Raw genomic sequence first — 19090 nt, forward strand, 5'->3', positions numbered from 1 at the left:
AGAAGGGATGATTAATTTCTTTTTTCAGGATGAACGGAAGCGGGGAAAATTCCACCGGGAGAAAAACTACCGCGAGGCGAAAGATATTTAACAAATTTATCTGGCAGAGGTTAAGTAGATTTATACACTAATGGATAAGGAAGCTATAGCATCAAAAAAACTCAAATCTCACAGCCATGGTTAAAGCATTTATCGGATTTTCATGTATTAGTTTAGGCATTGTCATCGTATTAGGTTTATTTTTTCCCTGGGTTTTCTGGTTATTAATCCTCGTAGTACCCATTGTCATTATGGGCGTGTTGGACATGCTGCAAACCAGGCATGCCATTATCCGCAACTACCCGATCGTAGGTCGTATGCGCTATTGGATGGAAGCGTTGCGGCCCAAGATCTACCAATATTTTGTAGAAAGTGATATCGACGGCAGTCCCATTAACCGGGTAGACCGCTCCACCATTTACCAGCGCGCCAAGCGGGAATTGAACTCACAACCTTTTGGTACGCAGTTCAACGTATATGCGGAAGGGTATGAATGGATGGCACACTCTATCCAACCACAGGATTTCGGTAACCTGGATAAGGATCCCAGGGTCACCTTCGGGGGGCGCGACTGCCAGCAGCCCTATTCCGCCAGTATCCTCAACGTAAGCGCCATGAGCTATGGCTCATTGAGCAACAACGCAGTACAGGCATTAAATGGCGGCGCTAAAATTGGCGGGTTTGCACACAACACCGGGGAAGGCGGCATCAGCGATGCACATCTGACCCAAGGCGGCGATATCATTTGGCAAATTGGTACCGGCTATTTCGGATGTCGCGATGAAGACGGAAATTTTTCTGACAGCCTGTTTGCGGAGAAAAGCGCCTTACCTGCTGTTAAAATGATAGAGCTGAAAATATCACAAGGGGCCAAACCCGGCCATGGTGGTATTTTACCGGCCGCTAAAAATACGCCGGAAATTGCGGCGATCCGCCATGTAAAACCGCATACCACAGTATTTTCACCTCCCTACCATAAAGCCTTTGGCACTCCGCGGGAAATGATGTTGTTCATTCAGCGGCTGCGTCACCTGAGCAAGGGTAAGCCTGTTGGTTTCAAACTATGTATAGGACAGCCCAGGGAATTTTACGCGCTATGTAAAGCCATGATAGAAACAGATATCTACCCCGACTTCATCACCATAGATGGCGGAGAAGGTGGAACCGGTGCGGCGCCACCAGAATTCTCCAATTCCGTGGGCATGCCATTAATGGATGGACTTTCTTTTGCCCATGATACCCTTACCGGCTTTAATATCCGGCATCATATGAAGTTGATCGCTTCCGGGAAAATCCTGACAGGGTTTCATATTTTACGGGCCATGGCATTAGGTGCAGATACCTGCAACAGTGCCCGTGCTATGATGATGGCCCTGGGCTGTATACAGGCATTGGTGTGCAACACCAATAAATGTCCAACAGGCGTGGCTACGCAGGACAAATGGCTGGCGGCCGGCCTGGTCATCGATGATAAAAAACAACGGGTAGCCAACTACCACCGCGATACCATTGAAAGCGCCATAGAACTAGCCGGAGCGGCAGGGTTAAGAGATCCGCACGAAGTAACCAGGCGGCATATATTCCGCCGGGTATTTATGAACCTGGTAAAAACATTTGAAGACATCTATCCCAGCGCAGCGCCTGGCGTATTGTTGAATGGTCATATGCCGGAGCATCTGAGGAAAGAAATGGAAACCGTGGCGATTGATAGCTGGAATTAAATTTAAAGTATAGTGCATAAAGCAACAGCCCCTCCGCTTATAGCAGAGGGGCTGTTGCTTTTATAAGTTGCTGGTTTATGCCTGTTGCCTGGGCTGGTACAATGCCAGGGCATTCTCCCTGCATATTTTAGCAGCTATATCTGCCGGAAAATTTTCCAGGACCAGTTGCAGGTCTTTTACATCAAATGGCCTGGGTGCACGGGTAGACGGCAGATCGGTGCCAAATAACAGGGCGCCTGGATTAACGGCGGTAATCTGCCGCATGGCAGTGAGCACATCAAAATCGCAGCGACTAAACCCCGTAGCTTTTACGCGGGCACCTTTTTCCACCAACTGCAATAAGTGTTTAAATCCTGATTTGGACAGCCCCAGGTGATCAATCACTACTGCAGGCAACTTTCGCAACGTGGTCGATAATCCCGGTAGCTGGCGGGAATCTACATATAATTCCACATGCCACTTTACCAGGTCATATACCCGAAGTCCTAATTGCTCCAGGTATTTTACACTTTCAGAACCACCGCGTTGTACATTAAATCTAACGGCGCGAACGCCTGCTTCGTGCAGGGCTATAATCTCTTCATCGGTTGTACTGGCGGGTATCTGCGTAACACCAACGTAAGCCGGACCTAATTGTTTCAATGCCTCCAGTAAATACTGCTGGTCAAATCCCTGGAATGATCCTGACACCACTGCGCCGCCACTTACATGGAGGGGGGCTACCTGTTGCTGGTAATCTGCTACCGAAAATTCGGAAGGCAGAAATCCCTGGTTAGGTTGCAGTGGAAACCGGTGATCAATAATATGTAGGTGTGCGTCAAATATGGGCTTATCAAACATAATCTCATCGTTGTTGTTACCATCACAAGCTACTGAAAATAGGTGAGAAAAAGCCCTCTTTTTTACACTTCCATCGCTCCTGCAGCCGCTTCATCTACAAACCAATGCAGTTCGCCTTCTTCCGGGCGAATGAGTTGGGATGGGAACTTTTCCGCATCGAAAGTACCTTCTATTACATTTTTGAGTGTAATGGCTTTATTGGCGCCGGTAGTCAGGAACAGTACACAGGCTGCCCTGTTAACGACAGGGGCTGTTAGGGTAATACGGTACATGTTCTGTGCTTCCAGGAAGAAAGAAGTTACCCAGGCTTTCTTTTCATGCACTACGGGCGTACCAGGAAACAGGGACAGGGTATGTCCATCATCTCCCATACCCAGTAATACCAGGTCGAACGTGGTATTTTCTTTTCCGAAATAGGATTTCAGCGTTTGCTCGTAAGCAGTTGCCGATGCTTCCGGACTGATGTCGGTACGCATTATATGGATATTGTCCGGGTTTACGGCCACTTTATCCAGCAGTTCTTCAAACGCCATACGGGCATTATTCCGGTCATCTTCAAAGGGTACATCTCTTTCATCTCCCCAGAAAAAATGAATTTTCTCCCAGGGAATCATCATGTTATAAGGTGCTTTGGCCAGCAGGCTATAGAGCTGTTTAGGCGTATTACCTCCCGACAACACAAAAGTGAAACGTTCCTGTGTTTGTAATACTTCCAGTATGTAGTTACTGATCCATGCGGCTACGTTTTCACTGAGCTGGGCAGGATCTTTGGCGATATGTAGTTCCATAAGATAAAAGAATTACGGACCATGGTGAGATGGTCCGTAATTTTTATTTAGTAGGTAAATTAATCCAGGTATGACCATCGCGGGCCACGAGTGCATCGGCATCGTCAGGGCCCCATGAATCCGGTGCATAATTCGGGAAGTCTTGCGGTGTGCGGTTTTCCCATGTTTCCAGGATAGGCATAATCACTTTCCACGCAGCATCTACCTGGTCGCCACGCATAAACAGGGTAGCATCGCCCTCCATCACGTCCAGCAGCAATGTTTCATATGCTTCCGGTGCATGCTCGCCGCTGGCGGCATCGTAGTTGAAAGTCATATCTACCGGGTCCAGCGTCATGGTTTGTCCGGGACGTTTTGCCTGGAAGCGGATACGGATATCCATTTCCGGCTGTATGCTGATGGTGAGCCTGTTAGGGCGCCATGTTTGTGCCGCTTCTATCGGGAAGGAATAAGGAGGCGCTTCTTTGAATGTGATAATAATATTGGTCGCCTTCTGGTGCAGGTATTTACCGGTACGTACATATATCGGAACGCCTTGCCAGCGCCAGTTATCGATGAAGAATTTCACCGCGGCATAAGTTTCCACATTCGATTTGGGATCAACGCCCTTTTCTTCGCGGTAACCTACTACCTTATCACCTTTCATCCAGCCGGATGAATATTGGCCACGTACGGCGTATTCATGCACTTTTTCGGGTGTAAGACGGCGGATGGCATTTAGCACATCTACCTTTTTATTACGTACCTCGTTGGCATCAAACGAAACAGGAGCTTCCATGGCCAGGATACACATAATCTGCAGGATATGGTTCTGCACCATATCACGCAATGCGCCGGCCCTTTCATAGTAGCCACCGCGACCTTCCAGTCCCACGCTTTCAGCGGCAGTAATCTGGATATTATCGATGTAGTTGCGGTTCCATACCGGCTCAAACAATGCGTTGGCAAAGCGGAAGGCCAGGATGTTCTGTATTGTTTCTTTACCGAGGTAGTGGTCAATACGGTAAATCTGTTCTTCTGTGAATTTCTTCGCCAGCAGCTCATTCAGTTCATGAGCACTTTGCAGGTCATGACCAAATGGCTTTTCCACCACAATACGGGTGCAGTGTTTATCGCTGCACAGGTTCAGTTCCCCGAGGCGGGTGGCAATATTAGGCACCAGCTGTGGCGCTACTGCGAGGTAAAAGATCACCGTAGGGTGTACGCCCCATTCTTTTTCTTTTTCTGTTACAAAATCGGTGATTTTGTTATAGGCAGCCGGATCTTCTGCATCCATTTGCAAGTAGGAAACATGGTTACTGAAATCTTTCCAGTGACCATTTTGTTCACCTTTACGGCGGGAAAATTTACTAATTCCTTCCAACAGGTGTTTATTGTAATCCTCGTTGGTATAGGGACTACGTCCTAAACCCGCAATGGCAAATTGTTCCGGCATCCACTCATCCAGGAAAAGATTGTATAACGCAGGCGTTAGTTTCCGGTAGTTTAAATCGCCACTGCCTCCGAAAATGAAGAGTATGGAAGCAGGAGGGCGTTTATGGATCTGCATATATTTAATTGAAGATGAATATTTTTTAGTGCTGTTGCCATTCCGTATGGAAGGTACCCGGTATATCAATACGCTGATAGGTATGTGCGCCAAAGTAATCGCGTTGTGCCTGGATCAGGTTAGTAGGCATACGACCGGTACGGAAAGCATCGAAATAAGACAGTGCCGACATAAAGCCTGCTATTGGTACGCCGGCTGCTGCTGCTTGCGCTACTACGCTACGGGTGTTGGCAATGACAGATTCTACGAGGTAAGCAATATTTTCATCGAGCAGGATATTGCCCAGGTCTGCATTCTTCTGGTAAGCCTGTGTAAATACTTCCAGGAGGGTAGAACGGATAATACAGCCGCCTCTCCATACTTTCACCACTTCCGGTAATGGAATTTCCATTTTCAGGTCGTTGGAAGCTTCGCGAAGCATGGCCAGTCCCTGTGCATAGCTCAGGATGGTAGCGAAATACAATGCATCGTGTACCTGTTTGATCCACATATCAGCGGGAACGTGCAGGGCATTTTCCGGCGCTTTATATAAGGTTTCTGCCTGTAAGCGTTGCTCTTTGTAACCGGAGAGGGTACGCATGGCTACCGCTGTATCAATCACGGGTACTGCCACCGGCAATTCCATGGCATCCTGGGAAGTCCACTTACCAGTACCTTTCGAACCGGCTTTATCGGAGATAACATCTACCAGGCGTTTGTCTGTTTTATCGTCGTTCTGCAGGAAAATATCTGCTGTAATTTCTACGAGGAAAGACTGTAAAGCGCCCTGGTTCCAGTTTTTAAACACTTCGTGCAACTGGTCGTTGTTCAGGCCAGCCCCTTTTTGCAACAGGGCATAGCTTTCACTGATCAACTGCATAATGGCATATTCGATACCGTTGTGCACCATTTTCACGTAGTGGCCGGCGCCTTCTTTACCGAGGTAAGCTACGCAAGGTACTCCCTTTACTTTGGCGGCAATAGCCTCCAGCATAGGTTTTACCTTGGCATATGCATCCAGGTCGCCTCCGGGCATAATGCTGGGGCCTGTACGAGCGCCCTGCTCGCCACCGGAAACACCCATACCCATAAAATGGATACCTTTCGGACGGAGTTCCTGTACGCGGCGTAAAGTGTCGGTGTAGTGGGAATTACCACCATCTATCACCACGTCGCCCTGCTCCAGCAGCGGCAACAGGGATGCTATCACGTCATCTACCGGCTGACCGGCAGGTACCAGCATCATCAATTTGCGGGGACGTTCGAGCAACTGAACCATAGTGGCCAGCTCTGCTACGCCTTTAACAGTAGTACCGGGGGTAGCGGCTGCTTCCAGTGCGCTGTTCTTAGCAGCGTCTTTGTCAAAGCCGATAACGGAAAAGCCATGATCTGCCATGTTGAGTAACAGGTTTCTGCCCATTACGCCGAGGCCGATCATTCCAAAGTCATATAAGCTGTTTGCCATATATAGAGAAGTTACTTAAGGAGGTGTAAAAGTAGGGAAGAATTAGGAAAAAGATTGTCTGAAGTATGTTTTTTGTCGGGAACCAGCGTTTATCCACTCCCCAATAAAAAGAGGCTATATCAGTTGTTGATATAGCCTCCAGCTATTTTTGACCCTAAGCAGAATTCCTGCCGGCGTTGATAATTCCGAAGGAACAACGCATGATGAGCTTTTCATAAGTTTCGCGCTCTTTACCATTGTCGGCGTGTGAATCAAGTTCGCGGATACGGGTCAGTGCATACTGTTGTGTAGTGAGCAATGGTAGTATCATACGTTCTCTCATTTGTATCGACAGCTGGTCAATAGGACTGCCTGCCATCAGCTCCGATTCGTTGGTGAGGCGGAGCAGGTATTTTTTAGTCAGTTCAAATTCATCATAGATCATCTGCCATACTTCTCCATATTGTGGATGCTTGGCCAGGTAGGCAGTGAGTGGGAAATAGCTTTTCTTCATCGCCATTTCGCAGTTGTCGAGCAGGGTTCTGAAAAACAGGGAATGCCGGTACAATGCGGCTACGGCTTCCCATTTGCCTTGTTTATCCAGCGCCTGTAATGCGCTACCCACACCATAATACCCGGGAACATTTTGTTTCAGCTGGCTCCAGGCGCCTACATAAGGCACGGCTCTCAGATCGTTCAGGTTCAGCTTGGCCGAAGAGTTGCGCTTGCTCGGGCGGCTGCCGATATTGGCTTCTGCATAATAGCGCAGCGGGCTGGCGTGATCCAGGTAGGCCAGGAAGTGCGGATGCGTTTTCAGTTTATTATAAGCGGTATATCCTTCGTCCGACAAAGATTGCAACAGGTCTTCCTCGGCTTTGCTGAGGGTTACCTCCCGGGAAGAAAACAGTTCGTTGCTGATACCTGCGTGAATCAGTTGCTCCATGTTGAACTGTGCAGCATCCACGGTCCCAAAGTTGGAGCTGATGGTTTGTCCCTGGATGGTTTGCTGGATTTCCTGGTTGGCAATATTCCTTCCCATGGAAGCGTAGAACTGGTGCGTTTTTCCACCGCCGCGAGCTGGGGGACCTCCCCTGCCATCAAAAAACACTACGCTGATACCATATTGTTCAGAGATGGTAGTCAGCTCTTCTTTGGCTTTATAGATGCTCCAGTTGGCCATCAGGTAGCCACCATCTTTGGTGCCGTCTGAGAAGCCAAGCATGATGGTTTGTTTGCACTGGCGGCGTTGCAGGTGCTGGCGATAATCTGCATTTTCATATAGCAGCTTCATTACCTGCCCTGCGTGGCGAAGATCGTCGATGGTTTCGAACAGCGGCACAATGTCTACTGTCATTTCTTCCCTTTTCCAGCCACTCAGCAGGAACATGCCATATACTTCAATTACGCTGAGCACGCTGGTACTGTGACTAATGATATAGCGGTTGCAGCCTTCTTCTCCGTTGGCTGCCTGTATTTGTTTAATTGCTGCGATGGTTTGCAGGGCGTCCTGGTGCAGGGGATTTTCCAGCTGCTGTGGATCTATGGCTTGTTGAATGTTCAACAGCGCCTGGATCTTATCGGCAGCGGCGAGTGAGGTATAGTTATCCGGCAGGGCGGATGTTTTAGCTGCCACGGCTTCGAGTAAGGCTTCATGCACAGAGCTGTCCTGGCGGATATCCAGCGATGCGAAGAACAGGCCGAATATTTCGACTTTGCTGATCAGATTTTCTACCAGGTGTACAAATAATCCATTGTGTTCTTCGAGGATTGTTTTTCGTATGCCCGCCAACGTATCCAGGATTTCCTGGCGGCTGATATCGGCTTTATGGCCGGGCACAAAGAGGTTGCGGGATAATTTGGCTTCCAGTAGGGCCACCACGTTTTCCACTCCTTTAAAGGTGAGGCGGCGGCGCAGGTTGCGTACTTCACGAAAATAGCATTTCATCACAGAAGAACGCAGCGCAGCAGCCACTTCAATAGTGGTAGGCGCTTTCACAAAAGGATTGCCGTCCCGGTCGCCGCCAGGCCAGAAGCCCATGCGGATCAGGGAATTATCGCTGCTGATGGCGCCGGGAAACTGTGCCCGGATAAAGGACAGGATACGGCCGGCGGACTGATAAAATATATTTTCCAGGAACCACACCAGGCTGATGGCTTCATCATATGGGGTGGGTTTTTCTTTTTTGAAGAAAGGTGTTTTACCCAGCTGTTGCAGGTACATGTTTACCTGGCTGGTATTTTCATCGATGAGGGCTTTAGACAAGTCATTGATAATGCCTAACACCTCGCCGGGATAAAACTGCGTAGGATGCGCGGTAAGCACCAGTCGTACGGAGAAGTCCTTCAGTTTTTCTTTCAGTGCATCCTGGGCTTGCTCCTGGATAACTTCCGACTGGAGATGGCGCAAGGTACCAGTCCCTTGCAGGTCGCGGATATTCCGGAAGGCGGCGTCTTCAAGTGCATCAAATAATACCACCTGTCTTTCTGCATACTGCACAAAGCGGAACAGCAAGTCCGTTCGCTGCTTATCGTCTGTATAGGTAGTATACTGTTGAAAGAAGGAGTCCATGATTTCCTGGGGGCTGCTGCCTTTGGCGTATCCTTCTTCGCAGTGAAGCAGGAACAGCGACAGGAATACCCCTGTCTTTTCCACCCGGTGGAAAGGCAATGAAGTGAAGAGGCTATTGTATAGCTGAAACTTTGTACCAACGAGGTTCTTGAACTGTTGCAGCGAGTTATTTACCGGCGCTTCCATACTAATTATCCGTTTATAGTGCTAAAGAAGAAGACTAAGCGGCCGTTAAATTAATAATTATTATATTAATTTCTTAGTTTTTTGATTTTTGTTTTACATAAATAGATAAAATTTAAATATTATCTAACAAACAGCTTTAAAAAAGCCAATCCCGGCCACTTTTGGTGAACCGGGACTGTATTCAGGATTAGAATGCGCGGTTAAATGGATGCAGGCCGGGGATAAACAGGCATTGACAAATTCTGACGGGGTATGATATCATGATGGATTACTGCTGCCCCAGTACAAACCGGATGGGCAGATTAAAGAGTACAGGAACACTTTGGCCATTTTGCCGGCCGGGTTTCCATTTTGGCATGGCATTCACCACCCGCTTTGCTTCGTCTTCCAGGCCGGCGCCCTTGGCAGCGCCTACTGTTTTCACATCTGTGATGCTGCCATCGCGGTTTACTACAAACTGAACGAACACCGTGCCTTGTACATCATTGTCCTGGGCCTGCGACGGGTATCTCATGTGGTTTTTGAGATATTTGGCCAATGCTGCGTCTCCTCCGGGAAACTCAGGCATAATCTCTACAAAGATCCGGGGGCCTTTATCCTCTTCTGCAGGCGCTTCCACTTTTACCACGCCGGAGCCGCCAATACCGCTGGCTCCCAGGTCTACCTGCGCTCCATCTTCTACGCCATCAGCGGTCTTAAACCCGATCACCTTATTTTCCATGTCGGTTTGTTTTGGAGGCATTTCATCCGGTGGCACATCTTTGTCAACAATCACCGGTGTGGTATTCCTGATGGAAGCAGCCATAGGTGGTGGCGCAGAAGTTACCGGCGGAGGTGGCGGGGTAAATTTTTCTTTTTCCGGGATGTCGATGGGTTTCAACACGGTCGGATCTTTGGTAATCACAAGTGGACGTACATTATCAGCGGCTTTCAGGGTGTTGTCCAGTACGTAACCACCTATTACGACCAGTATAACAGAAGCGGTGCCGATGATTGAATTACGAACGCGCCTGTCGTAACGGTTGCGCAATTCATAGGCGCCATAATCTTTATTCCTTCCGGAGAAGAGAATGTCAAGGAACGGTGTTCCCTGGATTTTAGTTGAGTCCATGGCAATTTGTTTTTTAAATAGATGTAGCAGTAAAATATTTTCCATACGCTTCCGGAAAATATTTTTTTGGAGAGAAGGAGATATAAAAATAGAAGTCCCGACTGGACGTCGGGACTTGCTGGCACTGGGGACCTAACCTGGAAACAAGTGGTTCCTTTTTTCAATCAGGCTTTCCGAAAATAGTATATACGTGTACGTTAGTATACCCGGTTCCGGATCAATGTTTTTATTGTAACAGCTATATCAGCCGGTATTTATTTTATGTTACTTCAGTCGTTGGGGCTACCGACCAACAAAACCCACCAGAATTGTTTGAGGCAGCGCCCCTTTGAACTGAAGTTGATTTTACATTTTCATTGGATAGTAATACGTATAATCGTTTACGTTATATTTTAAGCACTGTTATCAACAGTTGCCTGGTATTCTTTTATAAGATTAAAATGAGAAGGTATCTGATACAGGTGTTGGTTGAAATGCCAGGAGGATGCGGGTAGATATGTTACGGATAAATTTACCACCAATAAATTTTTGCAACACACCTATCCCGCAGGCCCAACCGGGCATTCTATTTACAGCTTACAGAACGCAAGATCTTTTCAACAACAGCCCATGGCTGTTTTATAATAACGGGAACAGGTGATATATATCCTTGACAGTTGCGTTTGGGAACGCCCTCCATTTAATAGCGTGTGCCTTTTCATAGTGTATGTTTATTTACACGTTTTCGATAATGATGGCAGCAACACCTTGCTGGTGGATCAAAGGATGCCGGAAGCGTTTGCCTGATGCTTCCCTGGTGGCGGTAGACTTTATTAGTCTACTTAATTGGTAGACAAATATACATCCAGTTTTATTAATTCCAAATAATCAGCCTACTTTTTTTCTGGTTTTTTTATATCTCCTATCCGGTTGGGAAGTGATGGGAAGCAGGACAAAAGCTTATTTTTGCGGCATGAAAGAGCATGTGAAAAACATTTTACTCCTCATGGCGGGTGCGCTGATCTTTGCAGCGGGCATTAACTACCTGGCTATTCCCAACAAATTATCGGAAGGTGGCGTGATTGGTATTACCATAGTAACCTATTATTATTTTGGATGGTCGCCGGGTATTACCAACCTGATCATCAATGCCATCCTGATTGTTACGGGGTATAAACTGCTGGACAAACGGGGCATGCTATATACGTTACTGGGCATATTCTTTTGTTCCCTGTTCCTGTATCTCACGGAAAACAAACTAACCCCGGTAACAACCAATCCCCTGCTGGCAGCCATCTTTGCCGGTTTATTAGTGGGTATTGGTATTGGCCTGGTATTCCTTTCCGGGGGCACCACCGGCGGATCGGCCATAGTAGCCCGCATGGCCAACAAATACCTGGGCTGGACCCTGGGCAATGCCATGCTTATTTTCGACATCGTTGTCATCCTCGCTTCCTCCTTTATTATCGGAATTGAAAAAACCATGTACACTTTTATCGCAGTATACATTGGTGCAAGGGCGGTAGATTATATCGTAGATGGCCTCAATACCAAAAGGGCTATTACCATTATTTCTAATCATACCACCGCCATTGCTGATAGAATTACCGGGGAAATGAAACGGGGCGCTACGGTACTACATGGCCATGGCGCCTATACCAAAGCCACCAAGGAAGTGTTGTATGTAGTAATTGGCAAACAGGAACTGATGCGGCTCAAATCGCTGGTACAGGAAACCGATCCCGAAGCCTTTGTGGTCATCCACGAGGTACACGAAGTACTGGGACGCGGCTTTTCTATGTAATATTGCCCGAGGTGGGCCTGTATGGCCCACCTGTTAAGACTTTCCGGATCTGGAAACAACTTTTGTTACTGCCACCGCATTATAACCTTTTGCACTCTTTTCTTTTATAAAAGAAACACTATCTCTCTCTTTAACAGGTTCAGATAATTGGTTAACATGGAAGAATACACTTTCACCGGACTTATCGTCCGTAATGAATCCAAATCCCTTTAAGGTATTGAAGAACGTGATAATTCCCGTTCTGGTGTTATCCTCGGGAGGCCGGGGGGTGGCGCCAATCCGGATGTCCTTCGGATCTATTTCTGCTCTATGCGTCTGTTTCGGGGGCTCACTACTCAGGTTGCCATCTTCGTCTACATACGCCAGCATATCTTCCAGGCTCTTACCTTTGCTATTATTCACTTTCCGTTCTTCCTTTTTTTGCGCTTTATCTTCTTTCGCCTTCATTTTCTTGTTCCTGTTTTCTTTTTTTGAGAAAGACTCTCCCATAATTATGTCATTTTAGTTAAATCGCATTATTGCGTAGTTATTTCACTTCGTATATATTCAGAAACTGATTCATAAAATTGAGATTATTCAGCCCTGTAATAGCAGATCTGCCCTCCTTGTTGTCTTTCATGTATACATAACCATACCCCAACGATTTCCCGTTAGCATCGGTATACATTTCTATCCATAGCACCATACCGAATGCAACAAAAAGATCATAGAGTTCTTTTTCAGAAGCCTTACAATGCAAGTTTCCAATATAAATTTTCATTGTACATAACAAAAAAACATAAGGAATGGCCTAATATCTTGGTTTTGGGAAACGCTCTTTTTCTGTCCGTGGCCTGGCTTCATTGACTACAATTACCTGTGCGTCCATCAAAGTGCTGTTCAGCTCCCTGATAGCCCGTTCTGCTTCAGCATCAACCGGCATCTCCACAAAACCGAAGCCTTTAGAACGTCCTGTATAATTATCCATAATTACTTTAGTACTCCGTATCATACCAAACGGAGAAAACAGCGCCGTTAACTGTTGTTCAGTAGTCTGGCTGCTTAAATTGCCAACAAAAATGTTCATACAATAAAATTTAAACGTGAGAAATGCGGCGGCTGGGAAAGCGAAGACTGAGGGAGAAAAGGAATAATCCAAACTAAGTCAGAAGAAGCTAAGGCAGAGCCTAGTGCTTATGAAGATAGGCTTTAAAATCGAACAAATGCGGGATTATCTTAAAATTGCCTGAAATATCCCGGTAAGGGTACCCAAAAGATGAACTACTCATCCTTATTTTAAATGATTGCGGCAAAGGATATTTGGATTTTGCATTTTAGATGTATATATTGTAGGCAGCTCAACGCTCTTTCATTCCTTACCATCTTATCAACCAATAATAATTAAAGGGAAATGACACAAAGCCCACAACGCTTTTTACCGCTGGATGTACTCCGCGGCATGACCGTCTGTTTCATGATCATTGTGAATACAGGCGGCACAGGTGGTACCTATTGGCCCCTGGACCATGCAGCCTGGCATGGATGGACCCCCACCGACCTGGTATTCCCTTCCTTTCTCTTTGCAGTGGGTAACGCCATGAGCTTCAGCATGAGAAAGTACGAACAGCTTGGAAATTCCGCAGTGCTGGGAAAAATTTTCAAACGTACGTTGATTATTTTCCTGCTCGGCTTCCTCATGTACTGGTTCCCGTTTGTGCACCTGACTGATCACGGATATGAACTAAGACCCTTTGATCATACCCGTATATTGGGCGTACTACAACGTATTGCACTCTGCTACTGTATTGCCTCCCTGCTGATTCATTACTGTTCTAAAAAAGTGGTATGGGGTATCAGCGCCCTGTTCCTGTTGGGATATTGGCTGGTGATGTGGCAGTTTGGCATTCCTGGCCAACAATATACCATGACCGGTAACGCCGGTATCCTGCTGGATAAATTAGTGATGGGAGAAAACCACATGTATCATGGTGAAGGCCTTGCCTTTGACCCGGAAGGTATTCTCAGTACTATCCCTGCGGTGGTAAACGTGGTTGCCGGTTATTACACCGGGTTGTTTGTTCAGCAGCAAGGCCGCACCAAACAAGGCATTCAACGCATGATACTGGCGGGTATCGTATGTTTTGCCCTGGCCTATGCCTGGAATACCGTTTTCCCCATCAACAAAAAACTTTGGACCAGCTCCTATGTGCTATTAACCGTTGGTATAGATTTATTATTATTAGCACTGCTCATCTTCGTTATTGACATCGCCGGTTTTACTAAGGGCACGGGCTTCTTCACCGTATTCGGGAAAAACCCGTTGTTCCTTTACCTGCTATCAGAGATATTGGCCATCCTGTTCTATTTCTTCCAGGTAGGCAATGTATCGCTGTATCAATGGATCAACGACACCGTGTTCCAGGCATTGTCGCCGGGAAAATTCGGGTCGTTGCTATTTTCACTGGCCTTCATGCTTACCTGCTGGCTGGTGGGCTTTATCCTCGATAAAAGGAAAATATACGTCAGGGTGTAAATAGCTGTTGAGCAGAAAGCAAAAAGCTATTACGGAGAATGATTAAAGCGAATTTTAAATACTCGCTGAGTTCTTCTCCGTAATAGCTTTTCGCTTTCTGCTTTTTTCCTAACTTGTCCTTAAAAAAATAGCATGGACCTTTCACTCAAAGGGAAAACGGCACTGGTGTGTGGCAGTACCCAGGGCATAGGCCTGGCAACAGCGGTAGAGCTGGCCCTGCTGGGCGCTACCTGTATATTATTAGCCAGGAATGAAGACCGGTTAAAAGCAGTATTACCTACATTGGCTACCGGGGAAGGACAACAGCATCGTTATGAAGTAGCTGACTTTTCAGACATGGCACAGGTAACAGCCGTTGCCGCAAAAATAGCCGCCAGCGGACCTGTACATATACTTATTAATAATACCGGCGGACCGGCAGGAGGTCCTGTCATCGAAGCCAATACGACTGCTTTTACAGCCGCGTTTTCCCAACATTTACTTTGCAACCAGGTGTTGGCGCAAGCCCTTGTACCAGGTATGATACAGGCCCGCTTTGGCCGGATCATCAACATCATTTCAACTTCCGTAAAAACGCCGATAAAAAACCTGGGAGTATCCAATACCACCCGCTGGGCGGTTGCTGCCTGGTCTAAAACCCTGGCTACAGAGTTGGCGCCGCATGGCATAACGGTCAACAATGTATTGCCAGGATCCACTTCTACGGCACGATTGGAAGGATTATTCAACAGCAGCGCTGTTACCAGGAATGTTTCGCGGGAAGTGGTAGAAGCCGAATGGCTGAAAGAAATTCCTATGCAACGGTTTGGCGAAGCCAAAGAAATAGCCGCTTTAGCCGCGTTCCTGGCCTCTCCTGCCGCCGGGTACATTACCGGTACCAGTACCGCGGTAGACGGAGGGAAAACACCGGTGATGTAATGATACGCGGGCCGGCTTAAAAAGTATTTTTCCCGCCTTCGCGAGAAAAAAAACTTTTTAAGCCGGCTTCCGATTTAATGAATGTATCCCTGTAATTATCAACAGGGGATAAAGTTGACCACGCGGGCCAGCCTTCCGTTTTCGAAATACAATTGTACCTGGCTATCCCCATCTTTCAGGAAAGAGTCCCTTAGTTTAATCACATCTGTTCTGCCTTCATTCTCTGCCTGGATGGCCGCATGGGGAAATATCTTCCGGATATCTTCCCAGGTGGTATTCCCGGTCAGCGTAATATTATCCACCGTCAGGGAGTTACTGGTAGTAAACACAAACTCATCGCAGGCGAGCGAATCGCGGCAAAGCTCGAATGTAGCGCCGTCTTTATAAAAATAGTGGAAGTCTTCTACAAACTGGGAACCGCTTACATCACCATCAGCAATAGCAACAATACTGTCGGCTTTTCCAATAGCCGCTTCCAGGTGCTGGCGTGTAGTAAACAACGGCACTTTATGATTAATGAGGGCCCGGGAAAAAGGGAACACTTCAATCTGATCCCAATTAATATCCCGGCGAGGTTCCGGCAGGGAATCATCATCTTCCATCAGTGGTTTTACAATGACACCAGGCGCCGCTACCGCGATGGTGTCCAGCTCATCTTGTTTCTGTTGCTGACAGGCTGTGAGCAGGGTTACTGCACACGCTAAAAGGACGTTTTTCATAGGCTGTATAGCTTCGTATGGCTAATACCGTATAGGGATAGTTATTAAATCACATGCTAACACATAGTTAAAATAATTTATATTAATTCCCAAGAAAATTTATGCAATCGTTTGCATTACAGCCAGGATATTGCTATATTGTTGGAATAAACCACGTACCCGTTATGAAAAAACTCAACTTCCTGTTAGCCCTGGGATTGGCGCTTCCTTTTCCCGGTTACACCCAGGCTCCTCCTGCCGATGCAGATGTGGTAAAAAAGATGGCCGACTATGTAATAGCCCATGCCGCCTTCACCTTTACCGGCAATAATCAAACCTATGCTACCAGCAAAGAAATCCCGGTTGGCGTAAATGCCACTATTTCCGACCATCTCAGCGCCTGGCACTATCCCAACGGGGTTTTAAATATTGCCATGATAGACCTGGGTAACTATCTCAAAGAAGAAAAGTATAGCGCCTTCGCGAAGAAGCATGTGGCGTTTGCCTTCGACAATGTGACTTATTTTGAAGCCCTCAGCAAAAAAGGCGTGAAGTACAAAGAATTTCCGTTCAACCAGCTAATCCACACCCGGGTGCTGGACGACTGCGGCGCTATGGGCGCCAGCTTACTGGACGTATATCAAACCGTAAAAAGGGCCGATTACAGGGCTTATATCGACAAAGCGGCCAACCATATCAGCAAGATACAGGAAAGACTGCCGGACGGCACGCTATGTCGCCCTAATCCCTATAAATGGACACTCTGGGGCGATGATCTCTACATGAGTGTGCCCTTCCTGGCCCGTATGGGAAAACTGACAGGCGACAACGCTTACTTCGATGATGCCGTAGCACAGATCAAACACTTCACCCATTATCTCTGGGATCCGGGAGCCGGTCTATATGTACATTACTATTACGAAGACCTGCAACGGCAGGGTGTAGCCCACTGGGGCCGGGCCAATGGCTGGATTATGCTGGCCAAAGTACAACTGCTCAATGATCTCCCCGCCAATCATCCTGGCAGAAATGAAGTGATTGCCGATCTGACCCAGCAAATACTGGGTGTAGCCCGCTACCAATCTGCCTCCGGTCTGTTTCACCAGGTACTCGATCGTACCGACTCTTATACAGAAACCTCCTGCACCGCCATGTTTGTGTATTCCATTGCCCGCGCCGTCAACGAGGGCTGGCTGGACAAACGCTATATCTCCATCGCAGAACAAGCCTGGAATGGACTGGTAAGAGAAAAAATTACGCCCGATGGTCAACTGAAAGATGTGTGTATAGGCACTAATACCGCCGCCGATCTTACGGCTTATTATAACCGTCCCGCTGAACTAAACGATTTTCATGGATGGGGCCCCATGATAGAAGCAGGTATTGAAATCATGCGGTACAGGGAGAGCAAAAAGAAATAAAGGTGCACGCAAAGAAGCGAAGGAGCAAAGCAGCCAAGATGTTATAAATTTCTTAGCTGCTTTGCTCCTTCGCTTCTTTGCGTGCTAACGCCGTTTAATATATATCAAACCATACTTTGGTCGTCAGTAAGTCGGCACCCTGGCGAGCTACTGCTGCTTTATAGTTGGCGCCATTCAGCGCCTGTTCGCTGGAAGGATAAGTTAAACGCAATGGCATCTTGCCTTGCAACGCGCCGGTATAAGCGGGTGTAAGTCTAGGATAATCCAGCCTTCTCCATTCTGCAAACGCTTCCAATCCTTCACTGAAAAGGGCCAGCCATTTCTGTTCGCCAATAGATTTCTTGTAATTAGTGGGATCGTAGGCTATTGCCGGCTGCGCCAGGTAATCATCTACCGACTTGCCGGTAATGCCATACTGTTTAAATGAAGCACGGATGGCCTGTGCATACAGATCTGCTGCGTTGCCGCTGATCAGGCCCCGCTGCGCGGCTTCTGCCAATATAAACAGCTGCTCGGCATAAGTAAATACCCAGGCAGGCGACTGAGAAGCGGTAAAAGCGGCCCCTACATCGGATGTTCTGCTGAAGCCCAGCCTGGACGCTGAATCGGCCGACAGGCCATTGGTTACGCCCACGTAATCGGTGGAACCCGGCTCTGTAGGCAATGCAGCGTATACACTTAACCGTGGGTCTTTTAACGCCTTCAGTTTATCTACAATTGTTTTGCTGATACGATAATCATTACGCGTTTCGCGGTTACGTCCTACCGGGTTCTGGTTAGGAGAAGTGAGATAATTCAGCTTCGCTTCCCGGTCGCCCGCACCCAATAAAATATTTCCTTCAGCTGCCAGCTCAGTAAATACCGCTTTAGCAGCTGCCGGATCGCGGTCGGCAATACGCAACGCAATGCGGGTACGCAAGCCATTGGCAAATTTCTTCCAGCTGTTCATGTTGTTGGCCAGCAAAGAATCTCCCTGTATGGCATTATCAGCCGGGGAAATAATTTGCACAGCGCCTTTCAGCTCCGACAGCAACCCACGATACACAGTAGCCTGGCTATCATATACCGGCGTCAGGTAACGCTGGATATTGGCTGCCTGGGTATAAGGAATATCGCCGTATAAATCGGTAAGCACCTGGAATATCCATGAGCGCATGATAATACCTACCGCTTTATAGTTGGGATTATGCAGGCTATCTCCCAACTGCGCCAGGGTAGTAAAATCTTCTATCCCCTGGGCATAAAAATTATTCCATACGTTTTGAATGTTGGTACTGGCCGGGATGTAACGATCCGGGTCGGGATACTGGATTTTAGCCCAGTACTGAACATACAGCAGCGATGTTTCCATGGTTGCATCGGTACCCCAATAGGTATCCACATTGGCCTTGATACCGTTGCTCAACAGGTAATCCGGTTGTACTTCGGTGGGCTCGTTCGGATTGATATTAACACGCTCCAGTTCTTTCTGGCAGCTCGCCAGCAAGGTAGCAGCAAATATGATATAGAAAGGAATCAGCAACTTTTTCATG

At 47.4% G+C, this 19090-nt stretch carries 16 protein-coding genes; 5 read left to right on the forward strand and 11 right to left on the reverse strand.

The window, feature by feature from the left end:
• Positions 1-176: 176 nt before the first annotated feature.
• Positions 177-1760: an FMN-binding glutamate synthase family protein gene (locus HGH91_RS29250; protein WP_168742792.1), complete on the forward strand. Its 1584-nt coding sequence runs from the start codon at positions 177-179 to the stop codon at positions 1758-1760.
• Between the two features lie 75 nt (positions 1761-1835).
• Here HGH91_RS29250 and HGH91_RS29255 read toward each other — a convergent pair whose 3' ends face one another.
• From HGH91_RS29255 to HGH91_RS29280, 6 genes are all read right to left on the reverse strand, one after another.
• Positions 1836-2600, reverse strand: a complete 765-nt coding sequence (locus HGH91_RS29255; RefSeq protein WP_168742793.1) for an amidohydrolase family protein — start codon at positions 2598-2600, stop codon at positions 1836-1838.
• A 62-nt stretch (positions 2601-2662) separates the two neighbouring features.
• Positions 2663-3388, reverse strand: a complete 726-nt coding sequence (pgl, locus tag HGH91_RS29260) for a 6-phosphogluconolactonase (RefSeq protein WP_168742794.1) — start codon at positions 3386-3388, stop codon at positions 2663-2665.
• 43 nt (positions 3389-3431) lie between these two features.
• A complete protein-coding gene (gene zwf / locus HGH91_RS29265; RefSeq protein WP_168742795.1) occupies positions 3432-4937 on the reverse strand; it encodes a glucose-6-phosphate dehydrogenase in 1506 nt (501 codons plus the stop codon).
• 25 nt (positions 4938-4962) lie between these two features.
• Positions 4963-6381, reverse strand: coding sequence for an NADP-dependent phosphogluconate dehydrogenase (gndA, locus tag HGH91_RS29270; RefSeq protein ID WP_168742796.1), 1419 nt, complete (start codon positions 6379-6381; stop codon positions 4963-4965).
• A gap of 154 nt (positions 6382-6535) precedes the next feature.
• On the reverse strand, positions 6536-9115 hold the full coding sequence (locus HGH91_RS29275) for a phosphoenolpyruvate carboxylase (protein ID WP_168742797.1): 2580 nt from the start codon (positions 9113-9115) through the stop codon (positions 6536-6538).
• Between the two features lie 268 nt (positions 9116-9383).
• Positions 9384-10226: an energy transducer TonB gene (locus HGH91_RS29280; protein ID WP_168742798.1), complete on the reverse strand. Its 843-nt coding sequence runs from the start codon at positions 10224-10226 to the stop codon at positions 9384-9386.
• Between the two features lie 952 nt (positions 10227-11178).
• Here HGH91_RS29280 and HGH91_RS29285 point away from each other — a divergent pair.
• The gene (locus tag HGH91_RS29285; protein WP_168742799.1) at positions 11179-12009 is read left to right on the forward strand and encodes a YitT family protein; all 831 of its coding nucleotides are present in this window, start codon (positions 11179-11181) and stop codon (positions 12007-12009) included.
• Positions 12010-12042: 33 nt separating this feature from the next.
• Here HGH91_RS29285 and HGH91_RS29290 read toward each other — a convergent pair whose 3' ends face one another.
• Genes HGH91_RS29290 through HGH91_RS29300 form a run of 3 tightly spaced genes read right to left on the reverse strand, consistent with a single transcriptional unit; the run spans position 12043 to position 13075 of the window.
• The gene (locus tag HGH91_RS29290) at positions 12043-12498 is read right to left on the reverse strand and encodes a cold shock domain-containing protein (RefSeq protein ID WP_168742800.1); all 456 of its coding nucleotides are present in this window, start codon (positions 12496-12498) and stop codon (positions 12043-12045) included.
• Between the two features lie 37 nt (positions 12499-12535).
• Positions 12536-12769, reverse strand: coding sequence for an RNA recognition motif domain-containing protein (locus tag HGH91_RS29295; RefSeq protein ID WP_262888381.1), 234 nt, complete (start codon positions 12767-12769; stop codon positions 12536-12538).
• A 30-nt stretch (positions 12770-12799) separates the two neighbouring features.
• Positions 12800-13075, reverse strand: a complete 276-nt coding sequence (locus HGH91_RS29300) for an RNA recognition motif domain-containing protein (RefSeq protein WP_168742802.1) — start codon at positions 13073-13075, stop codon at positions 12800-12802.
• A 324-nt stretch (positions 13076-13399) separates the two neighbouring features.
• On the opposite strand from HGH91_RS29300, the gene HGH91_RS29305 reads away from it, so the two are divergent.
• On the forward strand, positions 13400-14521 hold the full coding sequence (locus tag HGH91_RS29305; RefSeq protein ID WP_168742803.1) for an acyltransferase family protein: 1122 nt from the start codon (positions 13400-13402) through the stop codon (positions 14519-14521).
• Between the two features lie 132 nt (positions 14522-14653).
• Complete coding sequence (locus tag HGH91_RS29310) at positions 14654-15439, forward strand: SDR family oxidoreductase (RefSeq protein WP_168742804.1); 786 nt, start codon at positions 14654-14656, stop codon at positions 15437-15439.
• Positions 15440-15537: 98 nt separating this feature from the next.
• Here the strand turns inward: HGH91_RS29310 and HGH91_RS29315 are convergent, their stop codons facing one another.
• Positions 15538-16158 carry a hypothetical protein gene (locus HGH91_RS29315; protein WP_168742805.1) on the reverse strand — a complete coding sequence of 207 codons (621 nt, stop codon included), beginning with the start codon at positions 16156-16158 and terminating at the stop codon, positions 15538-15540.
• Positions 16159-16322: 164 nt separating this feature from the next.
• Here HGH91_RS29315 and HGH91_RS29320 point away from each other — a divergent pair, with 164 nt between their 5' ends.
• Entirely contained in the window at positions 16323-17558 is a 1236-nt protein-coding gene (locus HGH91_RS29320; RefSeq protein ID WP_168742806.1) for a glycoside hydrolase family 105 protein, read from the forward strand.
• Positions 17559-17652: 94 nt separating this feature from the next.
• Here the strand turns inward: HGH91_RS29320 and HGH91_RS29325 are convergent, their stop codons facing one another.
• Positions 17653-19089, reverse strand: a complete 1437-nt coding sequence (locus tag HGH91_RS29325) for a SusD/RagB family nutrient-binding outer membrane lipoprotein (protein ID WP_168742807.1) — start codon at positions 19087-19089, stop codon at positions 17653-17655.
• Between the last annotated feature and the right edge of the window lies 1 nt (position 19090).

The organism is Chitinophaga eiseniae (genome assembly GCF_012641265.1).
Taxonomy (GTDB): domain Bacteria; phylum Bacteroidota; class Bacteroidia; order Chitinophagales; family Chitinophagaceae; genus Chitinophaga; species Chitinophaga eiseniae_A.